Raw genomic sequence first — 22660 nt, forward strand, 5'->3', positions numbered from 1 at the left:
AAAGGCAGTATGGATAAAGATAAAATTATAGCCGAACTCAATAGGCATAAAAAAATGCCGTATTTAGACTTCAGGTTGAAGCAAGAAACGGAAGAGTTTACCGACACCCTTTTTTATACACTTTTTGATACCAATACGCCAGTGGGTGTGAATTTGGAGATGTTGGAAAACAAGTTCAACCATCTAATGGACAAGGCTTGTATGGAGCTTGAAAAACCGAGTGAAGAGCTTTGGAATAGCTATATCGCCCAACTCCCTTTAATTTTAGAAAAATTGAATTTGGATGCCGAAGCTATTTTAAATTGTGACCCAGCCTCGCTGTCCATTCAGGAAATTTATATGGCCTACCCAGGTTTTTATGCCATTTCTATTTATAGATTGGCCCACGAATTATATATGGCAGGCGTTCCTTTGATTCCAAGATTAATGACAGAATATGCGCACAGACAAACTGGTGTGGATATTAATCCAGGGGCTAAAATTGGAAAATCTTTCTTCATTGATCATGCCACAGGAGTTGTAATTGGAGAAACTGCGATAATTCATGATAATGTTAAAATCTACCAAGGGGTAACTCTTGGCGCTCTTTATGTTGCAAAAAACTTAGAGAAGACCAAAAGGCATCCGACCATTGAAAACAATGTCACCATTTATGCCAATGCTACAATTTTAGGAGGTGAAACCGTAGTAGGCGCTAATTCAATAATTGGTGGTAACGCTTGGATTACGGAATCCGTGCCGCCCAACTCAAAAGTATATCACACCCCAGAAATTAAAATTAAGACAGCACCCAATGTCTAAAAGCATACTCGATTTAATCGGAAATACACCTTTGGTCGAATCCAAAGTTCTTAATCCTAACCCCAACGTAAAGGTTCTATTTAAGTTAGAAGGAAATAATCCTGGCGGAAGTGTCAAAGACCGTCCAGCTTACAACATGATCAAGAGTGGTTTGGAGCGTGGAGATTTCACCAAAAAATCAAAACTTATTGAAGCCACCAGTGGCAATACAGGAATCGGCCTAGCCATGGTTGCCAGTCTTTTTGGATTGGATATAGAATTGGTAATGCCTGAAAACTCAACCAAGGAACGCGTACAGACCATGCGTGCCTACGGAGCCAAAGTCACCCTTACCCCTGCTGAAGTTGGAATTGAAGGTGCACGGGATTATGCAGAGTCCAAAGTGGAAAAAGAAGGGTACATTATGATGAACCAGTTTGCCAACAATGACAATTGGCAAGCACATTATAAAACTACGGGTCCTGAAATTTGGCGAGATACCGATGGTGAAATCACGCATTTTGTTTCCAGCATGGGAACCACAGGAACTATTATGGGTACTTCAACCTATTTGAAAGAACAAAATTCCGAAATCCAAATAGTTGGGGTGCAACCCACAGATGATTCCAAAATTCCAGGTATTCGAAAATGGCCTCAAGAGTATCTCCCCAAGATATTTAATCCTCAAAAAGTTGACTCCGTAATGGAAGTGAGTGAAGAGGATGCGGTAGTTATGGCAAAGAAATTGGCCAAAGAAGAAGGTATTTTTGCTGGAATGAGCAGTGGTGGTGCAGCAACTATAGCATTTCGTCTTGCTGAACAGTTGGAAAGTGGCACCATTGTTTCGATAGTCTGTGATCGTGGTGACAGATATCTTTCATCGGATCTTTTTGACGATTGATGGAACCTCCAACTTTCTAAAATCTTTCTATTTTAAGTCATTTGTCCTCATAATCCTTCTTAAATAACGGTTTATCGATAGGATAAAGACGATAATGCTTTTTGGAATTTACTTTACATCAAATTTGAACCCCAAATCAATTTTGATATGAATACAATTTCAAAGATTATTACCTGGAAAAGAAACCTATTCGCCAGTATACTTGTTTTGATTTCTTTGATGGTACTCGATTTCTATGGTGTTTACACCAATCAATTTTACTTTTTGAAAGCCGATAACTATATTTTTTCCGTTTTGGCTTTAGTTCATCTATTGTATTTGTATGTGGTTTGGTTTAAAATTCGCGAAGATGAACTCCCAGACCCCAAAATGCGTAATGTGGAATATGTGCTATATGCCATCTTATTTGTGTACGGTTTTAAAATCTATGAAAGTATTCAAGTACTGAATTCTGTGCAATTGTACCAAGACCAAATTATCCCATCAACTTTTAAGCCTATGGCAACTTTGAATGTGGTGCTTTATAGTATTCTACCAATTATGACTTTGTACACTTTTTGGCTACGCAAAAAGTTGATTGGCATTTATAATTTTGATAATTACAACAGCAATTTAAATATCTGGCAATAAACTATAGTCCTCTTATATAGTTACCATACAGATCTTTAAATTGTAAACCTTGTTCAAAACGGTGTTTGCTTAATTTGTTGTGTGCCACGAGTCCCCAAAGCAATAATTCTTTCAAGAAATAGGAATCTTCTTTGATCACTTCAGGTTGAAACTCTTTTATTAGGTTATTGAGTGGACCTACTGCATCTAATTTGGATTTATATTCGTCGTCGGTATCATCGTCCAGCAAGTCAAATCCTTCTCCTTCAAAAAACCAAGCCACCAATTCATCGTATTGGGTTTCCTCTTCCCTACGTTGCAATTTTTCGATTTTAGGAAAATAACTTGGAAACAAGGATTTCACCGCTTCTTCTATTAAAGTTTCAGCCACAAATCCAGAACCTTCTTGTTCTCCTTCATAAACCAACTCTATTTTTCCAGTGATAGAAGGAATAACCCCCATAAAATCACTTAAACGAATTGAAGTTTTTTGGTTCCCTGAAATTATTGCTCTCCGTTCGGCAGTGCTTAATAAATTTTCAAAAGCAGTGATACTCATTCTAGCACTCACCCCACTTTTGGCATCGACATATTCACTTTCCCGTGCTTCAAAACTGATTTGTTCCAACACATCCATCGCAATTTCTGGAACATAAATTTTGTCAGATTGACGGTGATCCAGTTTAGCTTCTTGTTTGGTAATCTGCTTTGCTATTTCAATACTTTCTGGATAATGCGTTAAAATTTGGGAACCGATTCTATCCTTTAAAGGGGTTACAATACTTCCCCTATTCGTATAATCTTCAGGATTTGCTGTAAATACAAATTGAATATCTAAATGAAGTCGAAGTTTAAATCCTCTAATCTGTATATCCCCCTCTTGCAGTATATTGAATAACGCTACTTGAATCCTTGCTTGAAGATCTGGCAGCTCGTTGATCACAAAAATACAGCGGTTGGCTCGTGGAATCATTCCAAAATGAATCACACGGTCGTCTGCATAGGAAAGCTTTAAATTAGCCGCCTTAATGGGGTCCACATCACCTATCAAATCTGCTACCGTTACATCTGGCGTGGCCAATTTTTCATAGAAACGCTCACTTCTGTGTACCCAACTTATTGGGGTATCATCTCCTTTTTCTTTTATAAGTTCTGTTGCGTATCGAGAAATAGGGTCTAATGGGTTATCATGGATTTCAGAACCCTCAACAACGGGCATCCACTCGTCCAACAATTGTACCATCAAACGGGCCAAACGTGTTTTCGCCTGACCTCTTAAACCTAATAAATTAATATTGTGGCGTGATAAAATAGCTCTTTCCAATTCAGGGATTACAGAGTTTTCATAGCCCCAAACACCTTCGAATACTTGCTCTCCTTCAGAAATTTTCTCCAAAAGGTTATCTCGAAGTTCATCTTTGATGCTTTTACTTGAATACCCTGCAGCTTTGAGTGCGCCTAGAGTTGTTATGTTGGTATGATCCAAATTCATATGTTGGTTTATCCTTTAATTCTTCTTTTTCTATTTTGTTCGTAGTCTTCAAAAATCATTTCACCTAAACCTTTAAGACCTGTATAAAAGGCTTTTCCCTTGTTCGCTTGGGTAAACTCGCGAACAAATTGCATCAAATAAGGGTCTTCAGCAATCATAAAGGTTGTTATAGGAATATGAAGTTTTCTAGCCTGTTGGGCCATGGCGTAGCATTTTTCAACAATATAGTCGTCCAATCCCACGCTATTTTTATAATAATCACCGTTCGGAAGCCGTAAACAGGAAGGCTTTCCATCAGTAATCATGAATATTTGTTTGTTGGTGTTCCGTTTTCTGCGAAGCATGTCCATTGCCAGTTGCAATCCTGCAACAGTATTAGTATGGTACGGCCCTACTTTCAAATAAGGCAAATCCTTAATAGGAATTGGCCACGCATCATTTCCAAACACCAATATATCCAAGGTATCCTTTGGATAACGGGTCGTAATCAGTTCGGCAAGGGCCATTGCTACTTTTTTAGCAGGTGTGATACGATCTTCGCCATACAAAATCATACTATGGCTAATATCTATCATCAATACCGTACTCATTTGGGCTTTGTATTGGGTGTCTTCCACCACTAAATCATCCTCACTGAGGGAAAAATTGTCCAATCCGTGGTTAACCTGGGCATTTTTAAGGCTTTCCGTCATACTAATGTGCTCTAAAGAATCCCCAAATCGGTATTCCCTGAATTCCCCAGTATGCTCATCTCCCTTTCCAGATTTACCAGTTTTGTGATTCCCTGAACCACTACGTTTGATTTTTCCGAAAATTTGGTCCAAAGCTCTTTGTCGGAGCATCCGCTCCAATTTTGAAGTAATGGAAAGTAATCCTCCACCGCCATTCTCATCATCCTCTTCACCTTCTCCGCCTTGAGGATTATCCGCATCAAATTCTTCACGGATGTATCCCTTGGCTTTTAAATCCTCGATAAAATCATCAATAGTGTAATCTTCGTCGGTAAGTTGATACTCTTGGTCTAATTGACGTAGCCAATCCAAAGCCTCTTCCACATCACCCGAAGTATGGGTGATGAGTTCCTGAAAAATCTCGAAGAGTTTTTCGAACGGGGTTTGGTCGGGTGCTTCGTAATTGGTAAAACGAAACCCTTTTCTTGTATTCATAGCCATTACATAAATTTAAGACAAAACGCTGTAATGACTATGGCTTTAGAAAAAACTTAACGGATTTGTTTAATGACGCTTTTCGAGCACTTTGGCTATATCATTCAACGTATATCCCTTGGCCTGGAGTAAAATCAAGTAGTGAAACAGCAAATCGGCACTTTCATTTAGAAAAAGTTCCTCATTATCGTCCTTTGCCTCTATTACCGTTTCCACAGCCTCTTCTCCCACTTTCTGGGCTATTTTATTGATGCCTTTTCGAAACAAAGAAGCCACATAACTATCTGGATTCTCTTGGTCATTTTTTCTAGAGGCAATCACTTCTTCTAAAGTGGATAAAAAACCATAACCTTGAACATTTTCCTCGGCCCAACAGGTATCGGTCCCTTTATGGCAGGTTGGTCCAACAGGATTTACTTTAACTAAAAGTGTATCGTTGTCGCAATCCACTTCTATATCCACAAGGTATAAAAAGTTGCCACTTTCCTCCCCTTTGGTCCACAAACGTTGTTTGGTTCTGCTATAAAATGTGACTTTTTTGGTTTCTTGGGTTTTTTCAAACGCTTCTTGGTTCATATAGCCCAGCATCAACACATTTTTGGTTGTTGAATCTTGAATTATGGCTGGTACAAGTCCATCTGAATTTTTATTAAAATCTATTTGCATTTTGAATTTTTCTTAGACTGTCACTTCGAGCGCAGTCGAGATGTATATTTTATATCCTTACAGGAATTCCTTCTTCCTTTAATTCTTGTTTCAGTGTGTTGATTTCGATTTCCTTAAAATGAAAAACGCTGGCAGCTAAAGCTGCATCTGCTTTTCCATCTTTAAACGTATCTGTAAAATGGGAAATATCACCTGCTCCTCCTGAAGCAATCACAGGAATATTTACCAAGTCTGAAAGCTCTGCAAGAGCTTTGTTCGCAAACCCATTTTTGGTGCCATCATGATCCATAGAGGTGAACAAAATTTCTCCAGCTCCTCGTTCTTCCACCTCTTTTGCCCATTCAAAAAGGTCCAGTTCAGTAGGCACCTTCCCCCCTACTAAATGAACTCTCCATTGTCCATCAATTTGTTTGGCATCAATGGCTACGACAATACATTGCGAACCGAATTTAGCCACCAATTCATTGATCAATTCTGGTCTTTTTACTGCAGAAGAATTGATGGAAACCTTGTCGGCTCCATTTTTTAGAAGAACATCTACATCTTCCACAGATGAAATGCCACCACCAACTGTAAAGGGAATATTGATGGTCTCGGCAACATGATAGACCAGTTCAGCCAAGGTTTTTCGCTTTTCTTCAGTGGCCGAAATATCCAAAAAAACCAATTCATCCGCCCCTTCTTTGGCATAAATGGATGCCAATTCCACAGGGTCACCAGCATCACGTAGATCTACAAAGTTGACTCCTTTTACAGTTCCCCCGTTTTTTATATCAAGACAAGGGATGATTCTTTTTGTAAGCATATTATTCGTTCTTCACATTCAAGTTAACTCCAGAATAAAATCCGAGATCTTGATTCTTCAACATTTTGGTATAAAGTGCAATTTGACCTGTGTGATAGGAAAGGTGTTCCGTTACATGGATAATATTGCCAACCCCTGAAAAATTAAACCCTTGCACATATCGTTTGCGCAATAGTTCGTTTAATGGAGCATCATAAAAAGCTCTTTTGGCTTCGGAGATGGTATCTTCCAGTTTTTTAATCAGTTCAGCTTTGTTATAACCAGATTCAGTGGAAAATTCTTCATCCCTTTTACGTTCATCTTCAGAATTTTGAATAGAAGCAATCCCATATTGGGTAATGTTGCCACATAAATGAAGAATGAGATTGGCAATACTGTTGCTTGACTCATTGGGTTTTTCCCAAGCCTGCTCTTCCGATACTTGATCTAAACAAATTTTGATCATGCGAAGGCTTTCATTCATTCGGTACCCCGCATTCCAAACCAATTCTTCCTGGAGTTCTTTTTCCTTATCCATTTTCGAGTATGTAGTTTTCCAATTGCTTTAAACTGATTTTGCCTTCATAAATGGCTTTGCCTATGATTGTGCCCTCACAACCAATTTCAGCAAGTTTGGGGAGTTCGTCAAAAGTGGAGATTCCACCACTGGCAATTAAATTTAATCCTTTTTTGGTTTGTTCCAGCATTTTTGTGTATAACTGGAAAGCAGGACCTTGCAACATGCCATCTTTGCTTATATCAGTACAAATCACATAAGTAATTCCTTCCGATTGATACCGTTGAACAAAAGGAATAAGTTGTAAATCTGATTCTTCTTGCCAGCCAGAAACGGCTACCTTTTCATTATTGGCATCGGCTCCTAAAATAATTTTCTCTGGTCCATACGTTGATAACCAACCCAAAAAGGTTTCTTGGTCTTTTACAGCAATACTTCCACCTGTAATTTGTTTTGCTCCACTTTCAAAAGCGATGTGCAGATCCTCATTGGATTTTAATCCACCTCCAAAATCAATTTGAAGACTTGTTTTTGATGCAATGGACTCCAAAACTTTATGGTTGACAATATGTTTTGATTTTGCGCCATCTAAATCAACCAAATGCAAATATTGAATGCCATGCGCCTCAAAATCCTTGGCAACCTCCAGAGGATTTTCGTTATAGACTTTTTTGGTGCTGTAATCGCCCTTGGAAAGTCGCACACATTTTCCGTCGATGATATCAATGGCTGGAATCAATCTCATACTTATAGATTTAGGAAGTTTTGTAGAATATCACTACCAACATCACTGCTCTTTTCTGGATGAAACTGCACCCCATAAAAATTATCTTTTTGCAATGCCGCACTATATTCCAAATCATATTCCGATGTTGCAATGGTTTCTTTTCCAATGGGTGCATAAAAACTGTGTACCAAATAGATGTATGATTTATCAGGAATTTGGGTGAAAAGTTCACTCTTTAAACCTGTAATCTGGTTCCATCCGATTTGAGGAACCTTTACATTATTGGAAAATTTAATCACATCCAAATCAAAAATGCCCAGACCATCCGTATTCCCTTCTTCGGATGAATGACACATGAGCTGCATGCCCAAACAGATGCCCAAAACAGGCTGCATCAATGTTGGAATCACCTTATCTAATCCTGTAGCCTTTAATTTGGCCATTGCAGAACTCGCTTCACCTACTCCAGGAAAAATCACTTTGTCGGCATTTCGAATCTCTTCGGTATCATGGCTTAAAACGGCTTCAAAACCAAGTCGCTTTATGGCAAACATGATACTTTGAATGTTTCCCGCTCCGTAATCGATGATGATAATTTTCATTTATAGCATTCCTTTTGTTGATGGCAATACCATTTTCTCAGCATCCCGTTTTACCGCCATTTTAATGGATTTTGCGAAAGCCTTAAATATGGCCTCAATTTTATGATGTTCGTTAGTGCCTTCAGCTTTGATGTTCAAATTGGCCTTGGCACCATCCGTGAACGATTTAAAAAAGTGCATGAACATTTCTGTGGGCATATCTCCTACTTTTTCACGTTTGAATTCGGTGTCCCAAACCAACCAATTTCGACCACCAAAATCGATGGCCACTTGTGCCAAACAATCATCCATAGGTAAAGCAAACCCATAGCGTTCAATGCCTAATTTGTTGCCTAAAGCTTTGGAAAATAATTCCCCCAAAGCAATAGCCGTGTCCTCAATGGTATGGTGTTCATCCACCTCCAAATCACCATCAACTTTAATGTCCAAATCCATTTGACCGTGTCTAGCCAATTGGTCCAGCATATGATCAAAAAAAGCCAAACCTGTGTTGATGTCACTCTTTCCAGTTCCATCAAGGTTAATTTTAATTTGAATATCAGTTTCATTGGTCTTTCTGGAAATTTCCGCAATACGATTTTCCAATTTCAAGAACTCATAGATTTTTTCCCAATCGTTGCTTTCTAGGGCAATGAAGTCATCCAACTCTTCTCTTTTCACGGTAATTTCACCTGCACCTAAATGAGTTTCATCGTTGATGAAAATTCCTTTTGCGCCTAAGTTCTTGGCCAACTCCACATCGGTCAAACGATCACCGATTACAAACGAATTTTCCAAATCATATTCCTCAGAAAAATATGAGATGAGCATGCCAGTTCCTGGTTTACGGGTATCGGCATTGTCTTTTGGAAAGGTCTTGTCGATGTAAACGGCATCAAAGAAAACCCCCTCATTTTCAAAGGATTTCATGATGAAATTGTGTACGGGCCAAAAAGTTTCTTCTGGGAAAATATCCGTTCCCAAACCATCTTGGTTGGTAATCATCACTAATTCATAATCCAGTTCTTTGGCAATTTTCCCTAAATAAGTGAAAGCTTTAGGATAGAAAATCATTTTTTCAAAGGAATCTATCTGCTCATCCACAGTTTCTTTGATAATCGTTCCATCGCGATCAATGAATAGTACTTTTTTGCCCATTAGTTCAATGCTTTTAAAATGGCTATCAATTTTTTGTTCTCATCTGGTGTTCCGACTGTAAAACGCAAGGTGTTTCCACATAACGGCTGTGTACTTCGGTTTCGCACCACCACTTGCTTATCCAATAATTGTTGGTAGCGTTTGTTGGCGTCGTCAACCTTGGCCAATACAAAATTGGCATCGGTTGGATAAATTTCTTCTATGAATTCCAAACCATTCAATGCCTTAATCAATTCGTCTCTTTCATTTAGTATTTGTTGCACCTCTTGATTGACTAAATCTTGATTCATAACCCGTTCCAAGGCCCTTTTCTGTGTTAATTGATTGACATTATACGGTGGCTTGATTTTATTCAAAACGCCAATAATTTCTTCGGATGCATAGCATATCCCCAATCGAATCCCTGCCAATCCATAGGCTTTGGACAAGGTTTGGGTCACAATTAAGTTTTGATAATTTTTAAGTTGAGACAACCAACTTTCATCTTTTGAAAAATCAATATACGCTTCATCTATTACTACCAAACCATTGAAAGAATTCAACAGTTGTTCGATTTTCTCTTTTTTGAAAGCATTGCCAGTAGGGTTATTGGGAGAACAAATAAATAGCAGCTTAGAATTGGCATCAGCGACCTTCAAGATTTCCTCTACATAGGGTTCAAAATCAATAGTTAGCAAAACTTCTCTATTCTCCACTGCATTGATTCCCGACAACACCTTGTACATTCCATAAGTTGGAGGCAAAGTGATGATGTTATCCTGATTCGGTTCGCAAAACGCCCTATAAATCAAATCCAAAACTTCGTCGCTTCCGTTCCCCAATAAAATTTGGTTTTCGGATACTCCTTTTTGCTCAGCCAACAATGATTTTAAGCTTCGTTGGTACGGATCTGGATAACGGTTGACTCCATTATCGAATGGATTTTCATTGGCATCCAAAAATATCATTTCCGACCCATCAGAAACATACTCGTCACGTGCTGAGGAGTATGGTTGTAGTTTAAGAACTGACACTCTTACTATATTATTTAAGTCGAATGTTTTTTGCATAGCATTTGGTCTCGACTGCGCTCGACCTGACATTTAATCTTTATTCAAACTATTTAATCTAAGGGTTACCGCGTTTTTGTGTGCTTGTAATCCTTCCGCTTCTGCCATTAATTCGATTGCGCTTCCTATCCCTTGAATTCCCTTTTCTGAAATTTTCTGAAAAGTCATACTCTTCATAAAACTATCTAGATTCACACCACTATATTGCTTGGCGTAACCGTTGGTTGGTAGGGTATGATTGGTCCCTGAAGCATAATCTCCTGCACTTTCTGGCGTGTAGTTTCCAATAAAAACGGAACCCGCATGCTGAATGTTTTCCAGATAATATTCTTCATTCTCCACACAAACAATAAAGTGTTCTGGACCGTATTCGTTAATAAGTTCCAATGCTTCTTTATCGTCTTTTACCAAAATCAATCTACTGTTGCCAATTGATTTTCGGGCAATTTCGACTCTTGGCAATTGTTCAAGCTGAATTTCAATTTCTTTTTCAACAGCATCAATCATTTTCTCAGAAGTAGAGACCAAAATTACTTGACTGTCCACTCCATGCTCTGCCTGACTTAATAAATCCGAAGCAACAAAGGCAGGATTAGCAGAATCATCCGCAACCACCAACAATTCACTAGGTCCTGCTGGCATATCAATCGCTACTCCATATTTGGTGGCCAATTGCTTTGCAACGGTCACATACTGGTTGCCGGGACCAAATATTTTGTACACTTTTGGAATGCTCTCCGTTCCAAAGGTCATCCCTGCAATAGCTTGAATACCTCCAACCTTAAAAATTTGGGTTACACCACATAATTGGGCAGCATATAAAATTGCAGGATTGATTTCACCATTTTTATCTGGGGGACTGCAGAGCACTATTTCTTTACATCCTGCAAGCTTCGCGGGAATGGCCAACATTAAGATGGTGGAAAACAAGGGAGCTGTCCCCCCTGGAATGTACAATCCTACTTTTTGAATCGGGCGTTTTTCTTGCCAACACTCCACCCCTGGCATAGTCTCCAATTCAACTTTTGATGTTTTTTGAGCTGCATGAAACTTTTCAATATTGGATTTCGCCAAATTGATAGCTTCCTTTAAAGCATCTGATACTTTGTTATTGGCAATTTCTATTTCTGAAGCATCAACTAAAATGGAGTTCAATTCAACTTTATCGAATTGGGCCGTGTATTTTTTAATGACAGCATCCCCACCAGATTGTACTTCGTCAAAAATATTTTCAACAATTCCTTCAATATCAGCAACGGTTTGGGTAGGTCTTTTTAAGATACTTTCCCATTCAATTCTTTCTGGGTTTAAAAACTTTTTCATGCTTTTAGTTTTTTAATCAGGTGAATGCCCAAGGGCTCATAACCTTGGTTTTCCCAGAACTTTTTACCTCTAATATTTTTAGCGTAGCAGTTTACTTCAAGGGCGTCACAATCCAATTCTTCGGCATAGTTGTTTAGAAAAGACATCATAGCTTCACCGATTTTCTTTCCTTGGTATTCGGGGTCAATAATAACATTGTCTGGCTCTAAATGTTTGCCTGCATAGAGCTTATTTAATTCCCACACTCCGCAAATTCCGACCAATCTTTCTCCATCGTAAACCCCAATACATTTGTAACCCATGGGAATCATTGCCGAGAGTCGTGCTTCCAAAACTTCTAAAGGAATTTTTTCGCCATTGAGAACAAAGGCCAAGGGCAAAATGGAAATTAAATTTTCCGTTGGAATCCATTGTATGTTGAATTGACTTTCCATCTTCAAATGATTAGAGCACCATTTTTTCAATTGGACAAACCAAAATACCTTCAGCACCAGCTTGTTTCAATTCGTCGATGACTTCCCAAAAGGTTTCCCGATTGATGACAGTGTGCACAGAACTCCACCCCTCTTCTGCCAATGGCAAAACTGTGGGGCTACGCATTCCTGGAAGTATGGAAATAATCTCATCCAGTTTGTCATTCGGAGCGTTCATCAATACATATTTGTTGTTCCGAGCTTGAAGTACTGATTTAATTCGAAACTGAATCTTTCTCAATATTTCACGTCGCTCTTCAGTGATTTTTGGAGATACGGCCAGAACCGCTTCACTTTTCAAGATGACTTCAACTTCTTTCAAGTTGTTTTTGAACAAGGTGCTCCCGCTGGAAACAATATCACAAATCCCATAGGCCAGACCAATGTTTGGGGCAATTTCTACAGAACCATTAATAATGTGCAATTCGGCATTTACACCTTGGGATTCCAAATATTCACGTACTGTATTTGGATAGGAAGTGGCTACTTTTTTCCCCTCAAAATCTTTTACCGAATTGTATTTGGCGTTTTTTGGTACTGCCAAAGACACTCTACATTTAGAAAAATTCAGTTTTTCCACCGCTTCAATGTCCTTACCTTTTTCAACCAATACATTTTCGCCAATAATGGCAATGTCCACAACTCCATCCCTTAAATATTGGGGGATGTCACCGTTTCGCAGATAAAACACTTCCAAAGGAAAGTTTCTGGCGGTGGCTTTTAGTTGGTCTTTTCCATTGTCGATGGAAATACCACAGTCTTTTAAAATGGCGAGCGAATCCTCGTTTAATCGACCACTCTTTTGTACTGCAATCCTAATTTTTGTCATCGTTGTTCAATTTTGTTTGAAAAACCAAATGGACTTAAAAAACAAAACCCGTTTGATTTCTCAAACGGGTTTAGAATATATTTTAAATACAACAATACATTCCTATCTCGCTTGAGGGCAAGTATAAAAATGATGGTGATGTACGTTTGTCTTTCTCATTATGGTTTCAAAAGTAGAATATATTTTTTTATCAAAAAAGTGGAAATTAGTTATTTCCCAAAATTAATGGTAATCCGTCATCTCCCGAACCTACCACTACAATTTTGGCATTTGGGGATTCGGCCAGTTTTAAAGTGGCATCGATTCCTTTGTCCTGCAATATTTTATCCGTCAAAGAAGCACTTAGAATTCTGTTTGCATCTGCCTTACCTTGGGCTTCGATTCGTACTTTTTCAGCCTCTTTTTCGGCTGTGACCAATCTAAACTCATATTCCAAGGACTCTTGTTCTTGCTTTAGCTTACGTTCGATGGCATCCTTAATGGTTGGTGGAAGTGTTACATCCCTTACCAAAACTTCATTCAATTGAATGTATTGGTCTTCCACAATAATTTGTGTTTCCTCAAAAATTTCTTGTTGAATGGCATCCCTCTTACTGGAATACAATTGTTCAGGCGTATATCGACCTACAACGCTACGTGCTGCGGAACGAATAGCTGGGAGAAGCACTCTTTCAATATATTGCTCACTCTTCTCTTGGTGCAATTTTCCAAGTTCAACATATTTAGGCTGAAACCATACAGATGCTTCCAACTTAATATCCAATCCATTGGAGGAAAGCACGTTCATTTTCTCCAGTCTTTCCTGCTGACGCACCTCGTAAACATAAACTCTGTTCCAAGGGGCCACTAGATGAAAACCTTCACCTAAAGGTGGTTCGTCGGTAACTACACCACCTCCAAAAGTTTTGTAAAGTACTCCAGCTTCCCCTGAACCTATGGTCACGGCAGATTTAGAAATTAAAATAATTAGAAAAATAACAGCTGCCAATGCAGGCAATGCAATTTTGGGTAATTTATCCATTTGTATATGGTTTTATATTAGTCCGTTATATTTTCTGATGAACCACTCCAAAGCTAGGGAAAGTACCATCAGTCCGAGTAAAATACGGAAATCTATTAAAGATACAACATTATCCCTGCTCTTTTGTACAGGTAGAAATTGAGGGTTTTCACTTAAATCAGCAACAAATGAATCTAGGTTGTCCAAATAGTACAATCGACCATTGGTTTTGGCGGCCAACCTACCCATTTTTTGATAATTGGATGCAGTTACTTGTTGCTCAGGATTAAAATCCAATATTCTAAAACTTCCTGAACGTGAAATATTTGCATTGGTGGCAGTAACTGTAAAATCATATGCGCCAGCGACCAAATCGCTTAAATCAACTTCGTAGTAATTGCCTTTTAAAAGTAGAGGAGCCTCACGTTCAAATTCGTTGTCCTTACCCTTTAAGGTGACAGATAACTTGGCATCGGAATCAAATTGATAGCTTTCATCAAAATAAGAAGCACGAACCATTGCCATACTCGGGTTGTCAAATACCAATTGATAATCCAGTTCCAATCTATTTCTTTGATTGTTGGCCGTCAAATACACCATCAAGTTGCCCATAAAGGCATCGAACTTGTTAAAACTTTGATCACTTCTGTACGTCTGCGCTCTCCACCGCCAAAGGTTTTCACCAAACAAAACAGCTTCCTTTTGAGTTCCATCGGTAACAATAGCAAATAAAGGATTATCCAAGTTTACCCCTTTAATTTGTTGAGACATTAAAGTTTCGCTGTTCTTTTGGAACTCAACTTCTCCCAAAGTACCCAACAATGGTGGAAATCCATCAACATTAAATTCACCCAAACCAAAAATGCTAAAGGCATTATTTAAAACGGGAACAATTTCTTCAGATTGACCACTGCTTCGGTAGGTAAAACTTTCTTGGGAACGATTTACAAAATTGAAATCTGTTTTGCTGCCAGTAATGGTAAAATAGTTGGCGTTCGAATCTTTTAAAAACTGATATACTGCCCTATAACTCCCATTGGGCTGATACAGAATAATGATATCAGCCTCTTCCAATTGGTTTCTTGATGCATTTGGCTCAATTATGCTTACCGTACGTTGCTCATTGGCTTCAATGGATTTTTTTAGCACTCCGATATCTGGATGCAACATATCCGAAACAATTACCACATTGGTTTTCTCATCAATGACCTCAATGGCAGTTTCCTTGCTATTATTGGCTGTATTTTTTTCATTTTCCAAGGTGCTTACTTCGACCTTAATGGTTTTTATGCCCACACTTTCCGCTTCAACCAATGCATTGATTGTCTCGCTGGTTTTTGAAGAATTGAGCTGAACCCGCTCTTGATGCATCCTATTTCCATTTATGGAAATAGTGACCGTGCTGGTTATAGGTCTATCTCCACGAAATTGAACCGTAGCCTCAATCGGAAATTTATTTTGAAGAAAGGCGTATTTATTGACATTGATTAGCCCAATGAAAATATCCTCATATTGCGTGGTATCTCCGACCACAATGGGAAACATCGACAGGTTTTCATTCAGATTAAGGTATTCGTAGTCCCGACCCCTGGTTTGGTTTCCATCTGAAAGAAGAACCACTGCATTCGTGCCATTCACAAAAACTTGGTCCAATGTTGAAAGAGCTTCCGAAATATTGGTGTTGTTCTGATTTAAACGGATGGAATCGGTGGCCTGCAAGGTATTCCCAAATCCATATTGATGCATTTGAAAGCGTTCGTTCAGTTCGCTATTCTGTTTTAGACTTTGAACGGTCGCGGTTAATTCATCCTCGGTAGTTCCATTTTGCATGGAGGAGGATTGATCCACCAGAAAAATCAGATTGGATTTTTCAATAAAATAGTCTTTATCAATAAATTTTGGATTGATCAAAAGTAAAAGGCCGCAAAACAGGGTAATAAACCTGAGTGCGGCCAATAGTATTTTTAAAGAACCCTTTCTTGGGTTTTTATAGAAATATTGAAAATAAACTATGGTAAGCGCGGCTGCTACTGCTAAAATAATAAGAAGTACCGTGCTCAAATCCATAGGCTTATGTTAGCATACCTCCGTCTACGTTCAAGACTTGCCCTGTAACGTAGTCTGACAAATCTGAAGCCAAGAACAAACAGGCGTTTGCTACATCTTCTGGACTTCCTCCTCTTTTTAATGGAATACCCTCTCTCCAACCTTGAACGGTTTTTTCGTCCAATTTTTCGGTCATTTCTGTTTCGATGAAACCTGGGGCGATAGCATTACAACGGATGTTTCTAGATCCCAATTCCAAAGCAACGGATTTAGTAAATCCAATCATTCCTGCTTTTGAGGCCGCATAGTTGGTCTGTCCAGCATTTCCTTTTACACCAACAACACTACTCATGTTGATGATAGAACCTTTGCGTTGTTTCAGCATGGTGCGTTGCACAGCTTTGGTCATGTTGAACACGGATTTTAGGTTGATTTCAATCACCTTATCAAAATCATCCTCACCCATACGCATCAATAAATTGTCTTTGGTGATTCCCGCATTGTTGATAAGTACATCAATTCTGCCGTCAAAATCTTCCAAAACCTTTGCTACCAATGCTTCAGAATCTTCAAAACTTGCCGCATTACTTTTATATGCTTTGGCTTTTACGCCAAGTGCGGTTAATTCTTTTTCCAACTCCAAAGCTGGAGCCTCACTGGAGCTGTAAGTGAAAGCAACATTGGCACCGTGCTTTGCAAATACTTCTGCAATGCCTTTTCCAATTCCTCTACTTGCTCCAGTTATAATTGCATTTTTACCTTCCAAAAGTTTCATACTACGTTTGTTTGAATGGTTAATAACCAAATATAGTTGTTGTTTTATGTTTAGACGAAAAAAAATCCCGCATAAAACGGGATTTAGTATGGTTTTAACGGTTGGTTATCCAACCACTTCTTTCACTTTTACGCCAATTTCAGCTGGGGAATCCACTACGTGAATACCACATTCTTTCATAATTCTTTTCTTGGCTTGGGCCGTGTCATCGCTACCACCAACAATAGCTCCAGCGTGTCCCATGGTACGTCCAGCAGGTGCAGTTTCACCAGCGATGAATCCAACGATTGGTTTTTTGCTTCCGCTTTCTTTGTACCATCTTGCAGCTTCTGCTTCCAATTGACCACCAATTTCACCGATCATTACCACACATTCGGTTTCTGGGTCGTTGATCAAAAGTTCAACCGCTTTTTTGGTTGTAGTACCGATAATTGGGTCACCACCAATACCAATGGCAGTTGTAATTCCCAATCCTTGACGTACTACTTGATCAGCAGCTTCATAAGTTAAGGTTCCAGATTTTGAAACGATACCAACTTTTCCTTTTTTGAAAACAAAGCCTGGCATAATACCCACTTTTGCTTCCCCTGGAGTAATAACCCCTGGACAGTTAGGACCAACCAAAGTACAGTCTTTATCTTGAATGTAATCGTTGGCTTTTACCATATCCGCTACTGGAATTCCTTCTGTGATGGTAATGATCACTTTGATTCCAGCATCAGCAGCTTCCATAATTGCGTCTGCAGCAAATGCAGGCGGCACAAAAATAATTGTGGTATCGGCACCAACTTGTTCAACGGCATCAGCCACTGTATTAAAAACTGGTTTTCCAAGGTGTTCTTGACCTCCTTTTCCTGGAGTTACACCCCCAACCACGTTGGTTCCGTAATCAATCATTTGTCCGGCGTGGAAAGTTCCCTCACTACCGGTAAATCCTTGTACAATTATTTTTGAATCTTTGTTTACTAAGACGCTCATAGGTTTTACTTATTATTACTACAAAAATAGGGTATGCTACAATTTTTAGCCACCTATTTTTTAAATCTTTTTTAATTTTTGAAGGATTTCTGGAATCTTTTTCACCAATGCAATTTGTTTCAGTTTTTCCCTAGCTTCTTCGGCAGGATATCCGAAATAAGTCTTCCCTCCTTCCAATGATTTTGAGATGCCTGATTGGGCCAAAATCACTGCTTTTTTTCCAATGGTGGCTCCACTTGTGATTCCCACTTGGCCCCAAAGGGTAACTTCATCTTCGATAATGCAACAGCCTGCAATTCCAACATGGGAGGCAATCAAACATTTTTTGCCTATCACGGTGTCGTGGCCCACTTGGATTTGATTATCCAGTTTAGCACCTTCTTTTATAGTTGTGTCACCAGTTACTCCACGGTCAATGGTACAGGATGCACCAATGTCCACATTGTTTTCGATGACTACTCTTCCGCCAGAAAGTAATTTATCAAAACCTTCTGGACGATTTTTATAGTAAAAGGCATCGGCACCCAAAACCGTATTGGCATGAATGGTTACATTATCGCCCAAAATACAATGGTCATAAATGGTCACGTTGGGATGAATCAAACAATTCTTTCCAATTTTCACATAGTTACCGATAAAAGCATTCGGTTGGACAATGGTCCCCTCTCCTATTTCGGCCGTTTCAGCAATGGATGCATTGGCACTTTGAAAAGGCTTAAAGTGTAATGTCAATTTGTTGAAATCTCTAAAGGGATCATCCGAAATCAACAATGCTTTACCCTCTGGACACTCCACCTCTTTGTTGATGAGAACAATAGTGGCTTTGGATTCAAGGGCTTTGTCATAATATTTGGGATGGTCCACAAATACAATATCACCTTCTTCTACTACATGGATTTCATTCATGCCCAATACAGGAAAATCATCTGCTCCAACATAATCGGAACCTATGATCTCTGCTATTGCCTTTAAGGTGTGGGCTTTAGGAAATTTCATTTGCGCTATTCTTTAGCACGTTCCATATAGGCACTCTTCTCAGTGTCTATCTTAATTTTATCCCCTTCATTGATGAACAAAGGCACATTGATTCGTGCTCCAGTTTCAACAGTGGCGGGTTTTGTGGCGTTAGTGGCCGTATTTCCTTTCACTCCTGGTTCCGTGTGCGTCACTTCCAAAATAACACTTGCTGGCATTTCAACAGATAAAGGCATGTTATCCTCAGCGTTAAAGATAATGGTCACTACTTCTCCCTCTTTCAATAAATCTGGAGTGTCCAAGTTATCTTTTTGCAAGGCAATTTGGTTGTAATCGTCCGTGTTCATAAAATGAAACGTGTCTCCCTCTGGGTACAAAAATTGATACGAACGAGTTTCCACACGAACATCATCAATCTTGTGTCCTGCGGAAAACGTATTGTCGATTACCTTGCCAGTGGTTACACTTTTCAATTTGGTTCTTACAAATGCAGGTCCTTTACCTGGCTTCACGTGTAAAAACTCAATGATTTTGTAAATATCATGGTTGTAACGGATGCACAACCCTTTTCTAATATCTGAAGTACTTGCCATAAAATTAATTTGAACTAAAATATCCTTTCATAATTCCGCGTTGCGAATCCCTAATAAACTGAAGAATTTCGTCTCTTTCGGGAGTTGCTTCCATTTCAGCTTCGATAATGGAGGCCGCTTGTGAATTGTTGTAGTTTTTTTGATAAAGTATACGGTATACATCTTGAATCTCACGAATCTTCGCAGCTTCAAAGCCTCTTCTTCGGAGTCCGATGGAATTGATACCTACATATGATAAGGGCTCACGAGCCGCTTTTACGAATGGTGGCACATCTTTTCTCACCAAAGAACCACCTGTGACAAAAGCATGATTCCCGATGGAAACAAATTGATGCACGGCGACCATTCCTGCTAAAACCACATTCTGACCTATGGTCACGTGGCCTGCTAAAGTGGAATTGTTACTGAATATACATCCATCACCTACGAAACAATCGTGGGCAATATGACAGTAAGCCATGATAAGACAGTTGTTTCCAATCACCGTTTTCATTCGGTCGGAAGTTCCTTTGTTGATCGTGGCACACTCACGAATTGTGGTGTTGTCACCAATGTGTACGGTTGTTTCTTCCCCTTGGTATTTAAGGTCTTGTGGCATGGCGGAAATTACAGCACCAGGGAAAATATTACAGTTTTTTCCAATGCGCGCGCCTTCCATGATGGTTACGTTGGATCCAATCCAAGTGCCCTCGCCAATGGTCACATTATTATGTATGGTTGTAAAGGGCTCTATCACCACGTTTTTGGCAATTTTTGCTCCTGGGTGAACGTATGCTAGTGGCTGGTTCATTTAGTCTTGTTTTACTTTTACGATTTGTGCCATCAATTCTGCTTCTGATACTAATTTACCGTTGGCATAGGCATAAGCTTGCATGTGGCAGATTCCCCTACGAATAGGTGAAATCAAATCACATTTAAAAATCAAGGTATCCCCTGGAACTACTTGCTGTTTGAACTTTACATTGTCCATTTTCATAAAAAATGTCAAGTAGTTTTCTGGGTCAGGAACCGTACTCAACACCAAAATCCCTCCTGTTTGAGCCATAGCTTCTACCTGTAACACACCAGGCATTACGGGAGCTCCAGGAAAGTGCCCTACAAAAAAGGGCTCGTTCATGGTTACATTTTTCACCCCAACCACATGCGAATCAGAAAGTTCCAAAATCTTATCCACCAATAAAAATGGAGGACGGTGTGGCAATTTGGCCATGATTTTGTTTACATCCATCAATGGTTCTTGGTGCAAATCATAGCTAGGAACTTTATTGCGCTTTTCAATTTTGATGATTTTGGACAATTTTTTGGCGAATTGCGTATTCACAAAATGTCCAGGCTTGTTGGCAATCACCTTGCCCCTAATTCTGCTTCCAGCCAAGGCTAAATCACCAATTACATCCAATAATTTATGTCTTGCCGCTTCATTGGGATAATGAAGGGTAAGGTTGTCCAAAATCCCATTAGGCTTTACAGACAGTTTTTCTTTGTTAAATGCTTTCTCCAGTTTTTTCATGGTGGCTTCGGAAATCTCCTTGTCCACATAAACAATGGCATTATTAAGATCACCACCCTTGATTAAGCCATGCTCCAACAACATTTCAATTTCATGAAGAAAACTGAATGTTCTTGCATCCGCAATTTCCTCTTTGAAATCGGACATTTTTTCCAAGGTGGCATTTTGGGTGCCCAATACTTTAGTACCAAAATCAACCATTGTGGTGACTTGGTAATGATCTGAAGGAATTATGGTAATCTCACTTCCTGTGGTTTCATCTTTATAGGAAATAACATCTTTTACAATGTATTCTTCTCTTTCTTGTTCTTGTTCAACAATACCTGCTTCTTCCAAAGCCTTCACAAAAAACTTGGATGACCCATCCATGATTGGTGGCTCAGGAGCGTCCAATTCAATTAGAACGTTATCGATATCCAAACCAACCAAAGCAGCCAAAACGTGCTCTGAAGTATGGATTTTGACACCATTTTTTTCCAAGTTGGTACCTCGTTGGGTATTAACCACATAGTTGGCATCTGCTTCGATAATAGGTTCCCCCTCAAGGTCTATCCTTTTAAAGGCAAAACCATGGTTTTCCTGAGCAGGTAAAAAACTCATGGTCACGTTTTCACCTGTATGTAACCCCACGCCTTGAAGGGTTACTTTATTCTGTATAGTGCGTTGTTTGTTGCTTATCTTACTCACCTTCAACCTTTTTTTCGATGTTGGAGATTTTATTTACCAGTTTCGGTAAATTTTTAAAATGTACGTATGATTTATTGTAGTCCGCGTAACTCAATGCTGGAGATCCTTGAAGCACTTCATCGTCCTTAACGTTCCTACCAATTCCTGATTGGGCTTGAATGCGAACACGATCACCAATTGTGATGTGCCCAACAATTCCTACTTGGCCTCCAATTAAACAATGCTTGCCTATTTTGGTGGATCCTGCCACGCCTGTTTGAGCTGCAATGGCCGTATGCTCTCCAATCTCAACATTGTGCGCAATTTGGATCTGATTATCCAACTTCACCCCTTTTCTTAGAATAGTGGAGCCCAAAGTGGCACGGTCGATTGTTGTGCCAGCTCCTATATCTACATTGTCCTCTATAATAACGTTTCCTGTCTGGGGCACTTTGCTATATTCTCCATTTGCATTGGGGGTAAAACCAAATCCATCGGCACCGATAATGGCACCTCCGTGAATAACACAATTGTTCCCAATAATGGTTTCTGAATATATTTTAGCTCCTGCAAAAACAACAACATTATCACCTATTCTTACATTGTCGCCAATAAAAGCATTGGGATGAATCTTAACATTGTCGCCTATGCTCACATTGCTTCCCAAATAGGCAAAGGCGCCTAAATAAAAACCTTCTCCATATTCAGCACTTTCTGAAATGTAAGAAGGATTTTCAATGCCAACTTTGTTGTTTTTTACTTGGTTGTAGTATTCCAATAATTTGGAAAAGGACTTATACGCATCCTCTACCTTAATTAATGTGGTAGAAATGGATTGCTCAGGCACAAAATCCTTGTTTACTATGGTTATAGAGGCTTTTGTCGAATATATATATGAGGTGTATTTTGGATTGGCCAAAAAGGTCAAGGACCCTGATTCACCTTCTTCTATCTTAGACAATTTATGGACAGCAATTTGAGGATTTCCCTCAACTTCCCCCTCTAGGATTCCGGCAATTTGGGTAGCTGTAAATTTCATCTGTGCAAAAGTAACAAAATTTG

General features: G+C 39.2%; 24 protein-coding genes. 3 read left to right on the plus strand and 21 right to left on the minus strand.

The genetic code is table 11. The annotated features are described in order from the left end of the window. The first annotated feature begins 9 nt into the window (after positions 1-9). The 3 genes from epsC (at position 10) to BLQ18_RS12475 (ending at position 2311) form a co-directional block, all read left to right on the plus strand. On the plus strand, positions 10-801 hold the full coding sequence (gene epsC, locus BLQ18_RS12465; protein WP_090296638.1) for a serine O-acetyltransferase EpsC: 792 nt from the start codon (positions 10-12) through the stop codon (positions 799-801). After that, positions 794-1681: a cysteine synthase CysM gene (cysM, locus tag BLQ18_RS12470; protein ID WP_090296641.1), complete on the plus strand. Its 888-nt coding sequence runs from the start codon at positions 794-796 to the stop codon at positions 1679-1681. The genes epsC and cysM overlap by 8 nt, the downstream gene beginning before the upstream one ends. Positions 1682-1828: 147 nt before the next feature. Beyond that, a complete protein-coding gene (locus tag BLQ18_RS12475) occupies positions 1829-2311 on the plus strand; it encodes a hypothetical protein (protein ID WP_090296645.1) in 483 nt (160 codons plus the stop codon). Between the two features lies 1 nt (position 2312). Here BLQ18_RS12475 and BLQ18_RS12480 read toward each other — a convergent pair whose 3' ends face one another. The 21 genes from BLQ18_RS12480 to lpxD all read right to left on the minus strand — a co-directional run bounded on the left by BLQ18_RS12480 (position 2313) and on the right by lpxD (position 22637). Then, entirely contained in the window at positions 2313-3782 is a 1470-nt protein-coding gene (locus BLQ18_RS12480) for a magnesium chelatase (RefSeq protein WP_090296648.1), read from the minus strand. Positions 3783-3790: 8 nt separating this feature from the next. After that, positions 3791-4954, minus strand: coding sequence for a vWA domain-containing protein (locus BLQ18_RS12485; protein ID WP_090296653.1), 1164 nt, complete (start codon positions 4952-4954; stop codon positions 3791-3793). 63 nt (positions 4955-5017) lie between these two features. Next, complete coding sequence (hisIE, locus tag BLQ18_RS12490) at positions 5018-5614, minus strand: bifunctional phosphoribosyl-AMP cyclohydrolase/phosphoribosyl-ATP diphosphatase HisIE (protein ID WP_090296657.1); 597 nt, start codon at positions 5612-5614, stop codon at positions 5018-5020. A gap of 49 nt (positions 5615-5663) precedes the next feature. Then, positions 5664-6419, minus strand: coding sequence for an imidazole glycerol phosphate synthase subunit HisF (gene hisF / locus BLQ18_RS12495; RefSeq protein ID WP_090296660.1), 756 nt, complete (start codon positions 6417-6419; stop codon positions 5664-5666). Between the two features lies 1 nt (position 6420). Then, positions 6421-6936 carry a DinB family protein gene (locus BLQ18_RS12500; RefSeq protein ID WP_090296664.1) on the minus strand — a complete coding sequence of 172 codons (516 nt, stop codon included), beginning with the start codon at positions 6934-6936 and terminating at the stop codon, positions 6421-6423. Further along, positions 6929-7660: a 1-(5-phosphoribosyl)-5-[(5-phosphoribosylamino)methylideneamino]imidazole-4-carboxamide isomerase gene (hisA, locus tag BLQ18_RS12505; protein ID WP_090296668.1), complete on the minus strand. Its 732-nt coding sequence runs from the start codon at positions 7658-7660 to the stop codon at positions 6929-6931. Before hisA ends, BLQ18_RS12500 begins: the two co-directional genes overlap by 8 nt. A gap of 2 nt (positions 7661-7662) precedes the next feature. After that, a complete protein-coding gene (gene hisH / locus BLQ18_RS12510; RefSeq protein ID WP_090296671.1) occupies positions 7663-8244 on the minus strand; it encodes an imidazole glycerol phosphate synthase subunit HisH in 582 nt (193 codons plus the stop codon). Beyond that, positions 8245-9381, minus strand: coding sequence for a bifunctional histidinol-phosphatase/imidazoleglycerol-phosphate dehydratase HisB (hisB, locus tag BLQ18_RS12515; RefSeq protein ID WP_090296675.1), 1137 nt, complete (start codon positions 9379-9381; stop codon positions 8245-8247). Continuing rightward, positions 9381-10430 (minus strand): histidinol-phosphate transaminase, encoded by a 1050-nt coding sequence (gene hisC, locus BLQ18_RS12520; protein ID WP_090297590.1) that lies wholly within the window; start codon positions 10428-10430, stop codon positions 9381-9383. The genes hisB and hisC overlap by 1 nt, the downstream gene beginning before the upstream one ends. A 33-nt stretch (positions 10431-10463) precedes the next feature. Continuing rightward, positions 10464-11753: a histidinol dehydrogenase gene (hisD, locus tag BLQ18_RS12525; protein ID WP_090296679.1), complete on the minus strand. Its 1290-nt coding sequence runs from the start codon at positions 11751-11753 to the stop codon at positions 10464-10466. Further along, positions 11750-12187, minus strand: a complete 438-nt coding sequence (locus BLQ18_RS12530; protein ID WP_090296682.1) for a GNAT family N-acetyltransferase — start codon at positions 12185-12187, stop codon at positions 11750-11752. The genes hisD and BLQ18_RS12530 overlap by 4 nt, the downstream gene beginning before the upstream one ends. Before the next feature lie 10 nt (positions 12188-12197). After that, positions 12198-13055 carry an ATP phosphoribosyltransferase gene (gene hisG, locus BLQ18_RS12535; RefSeq protein WP_090296685.1) on the minus strand — a complete coding sequence of 286 codons (858 nt, stop codon included), beginning with the start codon at positions 13053-13055 and terminating at the stop codon, positions 12198-12200. A 205-nt stretch (positions 13056-13260) separates the two neighbouring features. Continuing rightward, positions 13261-14076 (minus strand): prohibitin family protein, encoded by an 816-nt coding sequence (locus tag BLQ18_RS12540; RefSeq protein ID WP_090296690.1) that lies wholly within the window; start codon positions 14074-14076, stop codon positions 13261-13263. A gap of 12 nt (positions 14077-14088) precedes the next feature. After that, entirely contained in the window at positions 14089-16122 is a 2034-nt protein-coding gene (locus BLQ18_RS12545; protein WP_090296693.1) for a vWA domain-containing protein, read from the minus strand. Positions 16123-16126: 4 nt separating this feature from the next. Further along, positions 16127-16876 (minus strand): 3-oxoacyl-[acyl-carrier-protein] reductase, encoded by a 750-nt coding sequence (gene fabG / locus BLQ18_RS12550; RefSeq protein ID WP_090296699.1) that lies wholly within the window; start codon positions 16874-16876, stop codon positions 16127-16129. A 105-nt stretch (positions 16877-16981) separates the two neighbouring features. Beyond that, positions 16982-17854, minus strand: a complete 873-nt coding sequence (gene sucD, locus BLQ18_RS12555; RefSeq protein ID WP_090296702.1) for a succinate--CoA ligase subunit alpha — start codon at positions 17852-17854, stop codon at positions 16982-16984. Between the two features lie 60 nt (positions 17855-17914). Continuing rightward, on the minus strand, positions 17915-18850 hold the full coding sequence (locus tag BLQ18_RS12560; RefSeq protein ID WP_090296705.1) for a UDP-3-O-(3-hydroxymyristoyl)glucosamine N-acyltransferase: 936 nt from the start codon (positions 18848-18850) through the stop codon (positions 17915-17917). A gap of 5 nt (positions 18851-18855) precedes the next feature. Next, positions 18856-19422 carry an elongation factor P gene (gene efp / locus BLQ18_RS12565; RefSeq protein ID WP_090296708.1) on the minus strand — a complete coding sequence of 189 codons (567 nt, stop codon included), beginning with the start codon at positions 19420-19422 and terminating at the stop codon, positions 18856-18858. 4 nt (positions 19423-19426) lie between these two features. Beyond that, positions 19427-20212, minus strand: coding sequence for an acyl-ACP--UDP-N-acetylglucosamine O-acyltransferase (gene lpxA, locus BLQ18_RS12570; protein ID WP_090296710.1), 786 nt, complete (start codon positions 20210-20212; stop codon positions 19427-19429). Further along, entirely contained in the window at positions 20213-21619 is a 1407-nt protein-coding gene (locus BLQ18_RS12575) for a bifunctional UDP-3-O-[3-hydroxymyristoyl] N-acetylglucosamine deacetylase/3-hydroxyacyl-ACP dehydratase (protein WP_090297594.1), read from the minus strand. Further along, on the minus strand, positions 21612-22637 hold the full coding sequence (gene lpxD, locus BLQ18_RS12580) for a UDP-3-O-(3-hydroxymyristoyl)glucosamine N-acyltransferase (RefSeq protein WP_090296716.1): 1026 nt from the start codon (positions 22635-22637) through the stop codon (positions 21612-21614). Before lpxD ends, BLQ18_RS12575 begins: the two co-directional genes overlap by 8 nt. Between the last annotated feature and the right edge of the window lie 23 nt (positions 22638-22660).

It is taken from the genome of Flagellimonas zhangzhouensis (assembly GCF_900102925.1).
GTDB lineage: Bacteria > Bacteroidota > Bacteroidia > Flavobacteriales > Flavobacteriaceae > Flagellimonas > Flagellimonas zhangzhouensis.